Origin of the sequence: Nostoc sp., assembly GCF_036919615.1 — a bacterium.
GTDB lineage: Bacteria > Cyanobacteriota > Cyanobacteriia > Cyanobacteriales > Nostocaceae > Nostoc.
Genome location: NZ_JBALCN010000085.1, coordinates 1 through 11,217, shown reverse-complemented (window position 1 = coordinate 11,217; position 11,217 = coordinate 1). Strand labels below are relative to the sequence as shown.

General features: G+C 42.6%; 8 protein-coding genes and 1 pseudogene. 3 read left to right on the top strand and 6 right to left on the bottom strand.

What is annotated here, in order from left to right; all coding sequences use genetic code 11:
- The 3 genes and pseudogenes from V7K48_RS23905 to V7K48_RS23895 form a co-directional block, all read right to left on the bottom strand.
- Nucleotides 1-764 (bottom strand): annotated as a pseudogene (locus tag V7K48_RS23905) (hypothetical protein); the annotation flags it as partial.
- A 68-nt stretch (nt 765-832) separates the two neighbouring features.
- A complete protein-coding gene (locus V7K48_RS23900; RefSeq protein WP_335076014.1) occupies nt 833-4,399 on the bottom strand; it encodes a response regulator in 3,567 nt (1,188 codons plus the stop codon).
- A complete protein-coding gene (locus V7K48_RS23895; RefSeq protein ID WP_322691337.1) occupies nt 4,396-4,542 on the bottom strand; it encodes a hypothetical protein in 147 nt (48 codons plus the stop codon). Before V7K48_RS23895 ends, V7K48_RS23900 begins: the two co-directional genes overlap by 4 nt.
- A gap of 879 nt (nt 4,543-5,421) precedes the next feature.
- On the opposite strand from V7K48_RS23895, the gene V7K48_RS23890 reads away from it, so the two are divergent.
- Both V7K48_RS23890 and V7K48_RS23885 read left to right on the top strand, forming a co-directional pair.
- The gene (locus V7K48_RS23890; protein WP_335076012.1) at nt 5,422-6,054 is read left to right on the top strand and encodes a GNAT family N-acetyltransferase; all 633 of its coding nucleotides are present in this window, start codon (nt 5,422-5,424) and stop codon (nt 6,052-6,054) included.
- 637 nt (nt 6,055-6,691) lie between these two features.
- Entirely contained in the window at nt 6,692-7,246 is a 555-nt protein-coding gene (locus tag V7K48_RS23885) for a hypothetical protein (protein ID WP_335076010.1), read from the top strand.
- An 8-nt stretch (nt 7,247-7,254) separates the two neighbouring features.
- Here V7K48_RS23885 and V7K48_RS23880 read toward each other — a convergent pair whose 3' ends face one another.
- From V7K48_RS23880 to gor, 3 genes are all read right to left on the bottom strand, one after another.
- Complete coding sequence (locus V7K48_RS23880) at nt 7,255-8,400, bottom strand: histidinol-phosphate transaminase (protein WP_335076008.1); 1,146 nt, start codon at nt 8,398-8,400, stop codon at nt 7,255-7,257.
- A 175-nt stretch (nt 8,401-8,575) separates the two neighbouring features.
- The gene (locus tag V7K48_RS23875; protein WP_335076006.1) at nt 8,576-9,211 is read right to left on the bottom strand and encodes a YqiA/YcfP family alpha/beta fold hydrolase; all 636 of its coding nucleotides are present in this window, start codon (nt 9,209-9,211) and stop codon (nt 8,576-8,578) included.
- A 91-nt stretch (nt 9,212-9,302) separates the two neighbouring features.
- Nucleotides 9,303-10,679, bottom strand: coding sequence for a glutathione-disulfide reductase (gene gor / locus V7K48_RS23870; RefSeq protein WP_335076004.1), 1,377 nt, complete (start codon nt 10,677-10,679; stop codon nt 9,303-9,305).
- Between the two features lie 236 nt (nt 10,680-10,915).
- Between gor and V7K48_RS23865 the strand changes: the two genes are divergently transcribed.
- The coding region (locus tag V7K48_RS23865; protein WP_335076002.1) for a hypothetical protein at nt 10,916-11,217 on the top strand (302 nt) is incomplete at its 3' end.

Sequence of the window (11,217 nt, the reverse complement as noted above, 5' to 3'; positions counted from 1 at the left end):
GTTTCCCTAGTTCGAGTTGGTGGGGTTTCCCTAGTTCGAGTTGGTGGGGTTTCCCTAGTTCGAGTTGGTGGGGTTTCCCTAGTTCGAGTTGGTGGGGTTTCCCTAGTTCGAGTTGGTGGAGTTTCCCTAGTTCGAGTTGGTGGGGTTTCTCTATTTTCAGCTTCTGAAACTGGTGGATTTGATGGAATACCTGTTGGTAGTGGCGTTCCCTTTCCCAGTTTTATTTCTTGACGGCGGTTCCAAGGTAAATTCCTGACTGGAACTATGGGTGTAGGTTTCGGTGTGGCCGTAGGTTTCGGTGTGGCCGTAGGTTTCGGTGTCAGCGTGGAAACTCTCTGTTGCCTAAAGGCTTGGCTATTAGGTTGAGAGGCGTAAGTTCGGCTCTTTCGCTGAAGATTATTCGCAGAATTTATTGCGCCAAAATCTTGATTTCTGGGCGTAGTTCGTTCTGTTTGTGAGGAACGTGCTGGTACAGACTTTTGAGTTGAGGATAGTGATTTTGGCGAAACTGTTTTGGCTGTTGATTTTGATTTGGTTATTGATTTTGTTTTGGGAGCAATGTCTATCAATTCAATGGGAACAACAGATTGACTTTGCTGGGGAAACCACAGACTAAATGCATTAGATGAGCGCAGCAGCCAGAACGCCAGCAAGTGCAGAGAGACTGAACCTATAACGACAGAAATCCACAAACCTGGTGGGTCAGTATGTCGTCTCCAGACCTTAGCTGGAATTGGAGTTTTGTCTGCAACCAATGGTGTCATATTATATAAACTGGATATGATTAGGCACTCTTACTCATTGGTAATGCTTTAAAATACCAGTCAAAATTTTAGCGATTAACCATTATCTCTGGTGTAACAGCGAAAGTCAAAACTGTTTCATCTACTCCTTTAAGTTCTAGCGGACTACCTTTAGTAATTTCTTCTTCTTGTAAATAATCTGCCACAGCAGCAGAAACCAAAATCGTACCGGGAACAGCGGCAGCTTGCAACCTTGCAGCAATATTCACACTTGGGCCAATGGCAGTATAATCGGCACGTTCAGCGCTACCAAACATCCCTACAACAGCAGTACCTTGGTGGATACCACACCGGAACTGGACGCTAGTAAGTTTGTCGCCATCGAATACACCTTGGTCTTGCCAGCGCTGGTTCAAGTCAGCCAGTGAGCGGTGCATTGCTCTTGCTGTATTGATGGCACGACGCACCTGTTCATTAGGGGTTAGTTCTTCCGGCGCTCCGTATAAAGCTAAAATAGCATCTCCCATAAATTTATCTACAGTGCCGCCATTGCCAAATACAACCTTGGTCATGGCTGCTAAATATTCATTTAGCAACTCTGCTACTCGCCGGGATCTGAGAGTATTTGCTAGCTGTGTAAAACCCACAATGTCACTAAACAAAACTGTAATTAAGCGTGGTTCTGGGCGCAAATCTAACGTTAAATCTCCAGTTGCGGCTTTTTGCACCAACACAGCCGGCAAAAACCGCTTTAGCACCGATTCTGTTAGATAAGTATTTAACTCCACAATTCGTCGTTCATTTTCCTTCAATCCTAAAAGATTCCGAACTTCCGCCAAAAGTTCCCGATCATTAAATGGTTTTGCTAAATAAGCATCAGCCCCATGTTCTGTACCTTCGATGCGGGTTTCCTCATCTACTTTCGCTGTCAGCAGAATGATTGGTGTTCCTTTCAACTTCTCCTCATTGCGGATCATCTGAATCATCTCAAGTCCGCTCACCAAGGGCATCATTAAGTCAGTTACAATCAAGCTGGGTATAATTTCCTTAGCTATACTGTGCCCTTCATAACCGTTACGAGCTGTCTGTACATGATAGCCGTTGCGGCGGAAAATTTCAGATACATAGGTTCGCAAATCCGGGTTATCATCTACAACTAAAATTGAGTGCTGAGTCTTGAGTGCTGAGTCTTGAGCATCGATATTAGGAGAGAAGTTTCTTGTAATATCTTCAATATTGTCTGTTGTTGACCCTACCAGTTCTAAATCAGCCAATTCTACACTAGCACGGCTCGTATTCAGTTCAGCAGGCGTTTCTAGTACTTGCTGTGCGGGTAAATGAGCATTTCCAGTAAAAAGCCATAAACTAAAGGTAGTGCCTTCGCCGTAAACTGATTCCACAGTGACTTGACCACCATGTAATTCTACTAATTCTTTAACTAAAGCTAAACCCAAACCACTGCCTTCATAGGAGCGGTTTGCTGAACCTTCAGCTTGGCGGAAGCGCTCAAATAGGTGGGGAATTTGTTCTTTAATAATGCCAATTCCAGTGTCTTGTACTTGCAATATACAACGATCATGTTCAGATTTTAGTCTGATACTGATCGTGCCACCTTCAGGAGTAAACTTCATGGCATTTGACAGGAGGTTATAAACCACCTTGTCAAATTTTTCCATATCCAAGTACACCGTAGAACATTCATCTAACTGGGTGGCGAGATACTGTCCCTTTTTTTCACAGTAGGGGCGAAAAGACTCGACAATTTGGCTGACAAATTCAACTAGATCGCAAGGACGGAAACTAGGCTGCATTCTTCCTGCATCTAGGCGTTGTAGATCCAGCAATTGATTTACCAGTCGCAGCAGGCGACGGGAGTTACGCAGGGCGATCGCACATTGGGAGTAAGATAATCCTTCACCAGCCGCCACCGCCGACTCTAAAGGCCCTTGAATCAAGGTGATGGGTGTGCGAAACTCATGAGAGATATTTTGGAAAAATTCGGTTTTTTGTTTGTCTAATTCCAGTAAGCGTTCAGCTTGTTGGCGAGTCTTTTGATACAAATGTGACTGCTGCACAGCGATCGCTGCTTGAGCTGCTACTGCTTTAGCCAAATCAATATCAGATGACAGCCATCTACGGACTTTGTTACCTTCATCCAGGGTAATACTACCGATACATTTACCATCAGCCAATAATGGCACAAACATTAGCGATCGCGCTGGTATTTTTAAAGGCAAATCAAAACCCTGCACTTCTGAGTGAGAATGACCCACATTACCAATCACCACTGGTTCATGTGTCTGTAGCATTTGTTGGAGGATTGGATTCTCCTGTATAGATGCATGAGAATAAGGTAATCTTTGTGTTAATAGGTTATTATTACTACTTAAATTTTTGGCTGGGGCTGGCGATGCCTGCGGCGGGCTATGCCTACGCAAATTTTCCGAATGTTGAAAACTGTCATACAAGCCCACACACTCGACAAACTCATCTTCCTCTGTCCACAAAGACAGGACACAGCCATCAACTTGTAAAGCTTGTCCCAATTGCTGGGTGATAGCCGCAAAGATATCTTGGGGGTCTAAGCTAGAGCGAATCGCGCTAGTAATCGTATTAATTAAGGCTTCTCGCTTGGCAAGAGCACGTACTTGTTCGTAAGCATAAGCTTGAGACAAAGCTAAAGCTGCCTGATCCGCTACCATCAACACTAGCTGCACCTCATCATCCCCCCAGAAGCGAGGTAGAGAGCACTGGTGCAGTGCTAGCACTGCCATCAGTTCTTGTTGGCAGATCAATGGCACAACTAAACTAGAACAAATGTTAGCAGCAGCAAAAGCTGCCCCACGCTGGCGCAGTTCAGGAGTATTACCGTGAATGCGTTCATCATCTATAACATCGTGAATCACCTGGACTTCGCGGGTTTCCCATACCGTCTGAGCCAAAAGAGTCAGAGGCGCGGGGATGGTGGAACTCAGATCCCCCTTTGGGGAGAGAGGGGAAAGACTTACTGCAACTTCCCCTCTGCTCCCCTGCTTAAGAGCTGCTTCAGAAAGAGCCTTCTGATAAATGAATCCTTTATCCGCCAACTGCTCATCTTGGAAGGGACGCAACAGGCAGACATCCACCTCCAACATATGGCCTACTGTATCTACAATTGCCTGCAAAATTTGGCGATAGTCTAAAGCACTGCGAATCGTGTTTGTGACGGTATTCAGCAGTGATTCTTGTCGGAATGTGCGGGTAAGTTCGCGGGTGCGAGCTTTGAGGACATTGTGGGTATCCAAAGCTTGGCGTACCACTACTTTAAGTTCCTCTGCTTCCCACGGTTTAGTGACATATTTGAATACCTTACCAGCGTTGATTGCTTCCACCAGGTCTTCGACATCGGTGTAGCCAGTTAAAATAATCCGGATAATATCTGGATATTGAGTTGCTGTCAGGCTCAAAAATTCTGTACCGCTCATCATCGGCATCCGCTGATCGGAGATAATCACTGCGATCTCTCCCTCTTGAGCCAGCAGATCGAGTGCCGCAGGACCAGAGGTTGCCCTTAGCACCTTATAGTCACGATAGAAAGTGCGGTAAAGCAAGTCAAGGTTGTCTGGTTCATCATCGACAACCAAAATTTTAGGCTTACTGTTTGCTTGGGATTTCATGCACCGCTTTCCTGCTGCAACGGCAGTCGGATAAAGAATAATCTGATCAGGTAAGGATTTTTCTGAGTCAGGTAAGAGCAGAGCATTTCGACCAATAAGGCTGTTTGGCTACATGACTGCTGAGTGTAGGAGCGTTTACTCACAGTAATTCGTCTCAATGGCTTGTGCCGATTACCGTTTGCTTTGGTGCAGTGTAATTGCTTTCATAGTCAGTTTTAGTGTTACAGAGTTGATGCTTGCTTGCCAAATTTTCCTTTACCTCCTGTGAGCAATGTCTGATACTACATACAGCGCTGATAGCTAGCTGAAAATCTAGATGAAGCTGCATATTAAGTTTTCCCTTCACAGCAGTTGTACTAACACTTGCAGGTAAATTTTATTTATGGTAGTCATGGTAGAGTCAGCAATATTAAAATAATAAGATTTAAAGCCAAAGTATACTATTAGACAAATACCTCTTTCTAATTTAGCAATCAGAACTATCATTAAGACAAGTGGTAGTGGTTAAAAAGTTAAAGATTAGGAACCAATTGGATTCTTCCCCAGTAGCTGTACAGCCTGTTCTTATGACCTAGTAGCAAAGTCCTGTTAGTGTAGCGGCAATTGCATAAACAAGTTCAGTACTGTAACCAAAGGTGATTTGTAACCAGAGTTTGTCGCTAGTGTACTTACTTAACAATTTTGTAGGTTATGCCTACAGACAGGTTATGCTATTTATCTACCCATTCACTTAAACCTGTATGACTTTACAGATGTTTTTGTGGTAAACAGACTGATATCCTTCCTACCTAAAGCAAGGGATGCACTGAACCTACTGAACTTAAGATTGTAGATTTATGAAGCTGTAACTTCTAAGACTCTTTCAAAAATGCAGGCTATAAAGCCCCAAATTAAAGTGTAAAACTTTGTATGCTCCACAGGCAAAAGTGCATTAGCAATCTTAGGTCAGTTCAATCTCTTGAGCAGATATGAAGTTTTTATTCAGTTTAAATGGTGTATGAGGATATTTGAGAAAATTTTCGTTGAATAAAATCAATACTAAACTAGCCTTGAAATATCGGTTTTTTCATCCATACCAGCAACAGCCAATCGATCCAGCTTGCTGCCAATTTCAAATTCGTACAGCTACATCTGCTGATTTGATCGGTGTTGCCCAAATTATTGCTGAAAGCTTTCACTCCCAAAACGGGATGTGGGGATGGGCCTTTCCATTGCTACGTTTGGGTATTTACGAAGACTTAAGGCATCGCATGGCATCACCTCCACCGCGTCATATTTGTTTAGTCGCCTTTGAAGCTACTACTGGTGCGGCTAATAACTTAGTGGGAAGTGTGGAACTGGGTGTACGTTACACTGATTCGTGGAGTCAGGTTGGTATGGGTTTTCCTTACTTGTCTAATTTAGCGGTTCACCCAAAATACCGTAGACATGGTGTGGCTTCAGGGTTACTGACTAGCTGTGAAAAAGTCTCTCGTGAGTGGGGATTTCAAGACTTATATCTCCACGTTTTGGAAAATAACCATCAGGCAAGGCAACTTTATTTCAAGGTGGGATATCGCGTGCATAAAGTCGAATCAAATTGGAATACATTTTTACTAGGACGCTCAAGTCAGATGTTCTTGCACAAGCACCTGAGTTTTGATTCCACTATTTGAATTTTATTTTGGCAATTGTAAATTTTCATGTTGTAAGTTATTTGGAGAAAATCTATCACCAATATCGACAATCAAAGCACAAACTAACCTAATTAAAAACTCAGCCAATATTAGCTAAATCTAGCTGAATAGCTAAATATATCTAGCTTTGGATAATTATTTTAAGAAGATTTTATCTAGGCTTTTTCCGGCTTTTCCTATTCATTATATAATAAAAATATAACTTTGGAAAAGTTCACTTAAATGATTAAATATTACATTTTGTTTTTTTAAATTTGTCATTAAACAACTATTACTATTATTTAGAGTATTTCATATAGATAAATAAATGAATTATAATGAAAATAGCTGTACAATTACTTTAGAAAATCAGCAATCCCTCATAATAACTTTGTAATTAAGATATTCATCTTTATAAAAACTTTAAGAAAACCCTCTCTGAATTTGAAGACAAATCTAGTTATATCTCATAAAATATGATCACTCAATTAGTAAACAATACCTATTTATTGCTATTTTAGGTAAATTGACCAAAAAACTCTTGATAATAAAAGAATTCAAAAACCTGATTTGACATAACAGCTAGTTCCGTTTTGAAGTGCATACTACTACCAAATTCGTTGAAAGTTTAAAAAACATGGATAGCGAACAGCATCGACGCTATCAGACCTCTATGGTATCAACTTATTACCCTGAAACTAGTTTCCTTGACTCTCTTGTCATGCAAGATGGAACTGAGCAATCGCAAGGTTCGGATATCCTTACACGTTTGCACAGTGGAGAAGTTTTCATCGTCAATAGTCGTAGACGAAATGGATTAATACTCTTTAAACGCTACCATGCAGAGTTTGCTGGGCCTGGGGCTGCGGTGGGTGGGGATTACGATTGTGATTGCCAAAGAGCATTGCCCATAGGTAATCTGTCTTTATTAACTCCCGAATCTAATGAAGAACGCCAGAAGGCTTACTTGATTAGGCGACAGTGGATTCGATTGATTAAACAAATTACAGAAAACCCAGTTCCTGGGCAGCGAGTTCAGAAAATTCTTGATCAATTTGAACAATACTTTCCACCAGAAATAGTGGATCTTCTGCCGGATGTTGCTTTTGCTCTTTTAGTCGGTGTGCTGCCACAAACAGTGGGAATAGTACGCCGTTTGGGCAGTGAAGTGAACAACCGATTTAATTACTGAGTGAATTGTTAAAATTCCAAATTTGCCAAAGCAGCTTGGACTCGATTAACAGTGCGGGTGTTTTCCTCTATTGTCCCGACAGTAATCCGCAATCCTCCACTAATGTATCGCACAAGGGTGCCGAGTGATCTAAGTTTCTGGTGGAAAGTTTTTAAAGCAGCATCTTGTGAATTAAAGCTATTTGGTTTAAGACGCAGGTAAATAAAGTTAGCAGCACTTACAGTAATTTGTAGTTCTGGTTGCTGGGATAAAACTTCGATGAGTTTGGCTCGTTCACTCAGGGTTTGGGGAATTGACGAAAGCAAGAGTGTACGGTTTTGTAAAGCAACTAATCCTGCTGCTATAGAAAAGCTGGGGAGATTGTAGGGTAAGCGAACTTTTTCTAAAATGGCGATCGCTTCGGGATGAGCGACGCAATAGCCAACACGGATAGCTGCCAATCGGAAGGCTTTAGAAAAAGTACGTAATATTACCCAATTGGGATGCTGTGCTAATTCATCTACCAAAGTAGTTTGGCTGAATTCAAAGTAAGCTTCATCAATTACTACCAAAATATCCTCACTCAAACTTCTTAACCATGCCAACTCTGCGGCAGTTAAGCTATTGGCAGTCGGTGAATTGGGATGCACTACAAAAACTACGCGAATGGGGGGATTTTGAGTTTGTTCGATGGCGGACTGTGCAGCGCTGATGTCAATTTCAAAATTTGTTTCATTTCTACCCACCGCCACTACAGGAATGCCCAAAGTTTGTGCCAAAATTCCGTACATAGAGAAAGTGGGATTGGCAACTAGAATTGAACCTTCTCCTCCTAGACAGGTGGCGATTAATAAAGAGCGGATCAACTCATCTGAACCATTGCCAACAGAAATATTGGCCGCAGTATTGGATAGTGAAAGGGCGGCTGACTCGTTGACGTATTCGGCGATCGCATCCTTAAGTGTTTCATGTCCGCCATCGGGATAACGATTTGTTTCAATTACTTGCTGATACGTCCAGGCCAGCTTCTCTTTTAATTCAGGTGGTAAATCGTAGGGGCTTTCATTGGTATCCAGTCGATCAAACTGTATGGGGACAGATGCGGCTGTATCACTACTGGGGTGAGGTTTGTACGCGGTAAATTGTGCTAAATCTGACCGGATGAAGGGAAGCATATCAATTTTAGATTTTAGATTTTAGATTTTAGATTTTAAATCAATACTGTTCACAAAAGACTTATTTTTCCCTAACTATCCTTAATAGTGGGTAAATATAGCCTGCTTGGATCTACGAGTTAAGTAGTACTTACTGAAAATATTAGGTTAGGTCTAAGTTTAATATTTTACAACTTCAAGGTAACTGGCAAAAGAGACGAATTACCTGCCAAATTTCTTCCATAACATTACCCAAGGCGTGGTCACTGTCGAGTTCGACTAACTCCACCCAAGGACGCGAACGCGCAAAGTCACGACTGGCTTCGATAGGAATGACTTCATCCTTTTTACCATGCAAAATTAGCGTGGGGATAGGACGTTGCAAAAGCTTTTCTTGGTATTGGACAGCATCTGTAACAAAATCGTAACTTAAAGGAAGCGATCGCTGCTCCCCATAGTGGTAGATCATCAGAGATTTTTCCTGTTGCCAACGCTGTATTTGCTCATCCCCTAGCTTGGGCAACCAATGGGATAAAAACCCAAAAGCTGGTGCTAGCAGCACGAGATGTTGTACTTGTAAATATTGCTGTCCCAAGTGGGCAGCAGTCAAGCCGCCTAAGCTTGAGCCAATGAGCGTTACTGGCGTAGAATCATTGTTGAATTCTGTGGCAACTTGAGTGATCTGACGAGTGATTGTCAACTGCGAAAAATCACCAGCATTTAAGTCGGGAATTTTTAGCTTTGTCTGAATTTGGGCAAAGCGATCACCTATATCCCGCGCTTTGGCAGAATTAGGACTGGAAGCGAAACCGTGAAGATATATGTATTGCAAAGCTGTAGATAGTTAGGAGGGAGGAGTGAGAAGTTAAGAATTTTAAGTTTTAAGTTTCTTTCTTCAACTCATAACTCCTAACTCTTTCTTATTACCGCATTGTGACAAATTCCTCTGCGGCTGAGGGATGGATACCCACAGTGGCGTCAAAGTCTTTTTTGGTCGCGCCCATTTTAACAGCGATCGCCACACCTTGAATGATTTCAGCTGCATTTTCACCCACCATGTGAGCACCCAGCACTTTGTCGGTGTTACTATCAACCACCAACTTCATCATTATCTTCTCTTGCTTACCAGTTAAACTATGGTACATGGGGCGGAAGCGAGTGCGATAAATTGTTACAGCATCACCGAGTTTTTCCCGTGCTTCGGCTTCCGTCCAGCCGACTGTAGCGGCTTCTGGGTTAGAAAATATGGCTGTGGGTACAGTTTGGTGACTGAATTCGCGGCGGTTATTCCCAAATTCACTATCGGCAAAGGCGCGACCTTCGCCAATGGCTACGGGAGTTAAATTAATTCGGTCAGTGACATCGCCAACAGCAAAAATATTCGTTTGACTAGTTTGACTATATTCATTGACAGCAATCGCACTTGTGGTTGGGTATCCAGGCCCTTCGATAGAACTGGCGACAACATCAACCCCAGCGTTTTTTAAACCTAATCCATCTACATTAGGAATCCGACCGGTCGCTATTAAAAAGACATCGGCAATTACTGGTTGTTGATCATCCCCTGATAAAGTCAGTTTTAACCCTTCTGGCACACCGTCAACTGTTTTTACCACATTATTCTTAATCAGCCGAATTCCGTGGTTTGTCATCCCCTCTTCGATTTCTATACGGACATCCTCATCAAACCCGTTCAAAATTTTTTCACCTCTGGTAATTTGTGTCACTTCAGAACCTAAACCGCGCATAATAGAGGCAAATTCTGTGCCGATATAACCAGCACCAATAATAACGATGTGTTTTGGTTGTTCTTTTAGATGAAAGATTTCGTTGGAGGTAATGCCATATTCCATCCCTGATAAATCTGGTTTGACGGGACGTCCCCCAACAGCAATTAAAATTTTGTCTGCTGTAACTTTACGTCCATCAACTTCTACGGTGTGGGGGTCTACCAACGTGGCGCGACTAGGAATTAGTTCCACTCCGGCTTTTTCTAAAAAGCTTATATGTAGTTGCGACAGTCGCCGAACTTCCTTATCTATAGATGTAATGAAATATTCCCAGTCCAACTCCGCATTACCCACTTTCCAGCCATAGCCTGAAGCGTCACTGAATAATGCAGGAAAGTGAGAGGCATAGACCATAAGTTTTTTGGGAACGCAACCGCGAATTACACAAGTCCCACCAACTAAATCATTTTCAGCGATCGCCACTTTTGCGCCAAAGCTAGCCGCCCGTTTGGAAGCCGCCAAACCTCCAGAACCAGCACCAATTACAAACAGGTCGTAATCAAAAGTCATAAATTTATGTTCTCTTTAGCAACAAGTGAATTCCTGGGAACTTACACACAGAATCTGATTGAACTATATAAGGATATCCGGTAAACCCTGTGTAAGTCCTGTCCTTGATTTAATCTAGCGTTAGCAGTTACTATCTCGTCGTAGGGAATATCACTTTTTGCTCTGGTGGCTGTAGAGGCAGAAGTTAAGACTTGTTATAGTTTTGCCCTTGGCATTGGGTATAAATTTACGTTTATGTGGTTGGTATTGTCGGTTTAGGTTCTACAGGAGTTGGTGTTGGGACTACAGGAGTTGGTGTTGGGACTACAGGAGTTGGTGTTGGGACTACAGGAGTTGGTATTGGTTCTACAGGAGTTGGTGTTGGGACTACAGGAGTTGGTGTTGGGACTACAGGAGTTGGTGTTGGGACTACAGGAGTTGGTGTTTGGAGTACAGGAGTTGGCGTTTGGAGTACAGGAGTTGGTGTTTGGAGTACAGGAGTTGGTGTTTGGAGTACAGGAGTTGGTGTTTGGAGTACAGGAGTTGGTGTTTGGAGTAC

Excerpts from the sequence above, each read along its gene's own strand:
- V7K48_RS23900 (WP_335076014.1), bottom strand. The coding sequence starts at position 4,399 with ATGAAATCCCAAGCAAACAGTAAGCCTAAAATTTTGGTTGTCGATGAT.
- V7K48_RS23885 (WP_335076010.1), top strand. The coding sequence starts at position 6,692 with ATGGATAGCGAACAGCATCGACGCTATCAGACCTCTATGGTATCAACT.
- V7K48_RS23880 (WP_335076008.1), bottom strand. The coding sequence starts at position 8,400 with ATGCTTCCCTTCATCCGGTCAGATTTAGCACAATTTACCGCGTACAAA.
- gor (WP_335076004.1), bottom strand. The coding sequence starts at position 10,679 with ATGACTTTTGATTACGACCTGTTTGTAATTGGTGCTGGTTCTGGAGGT.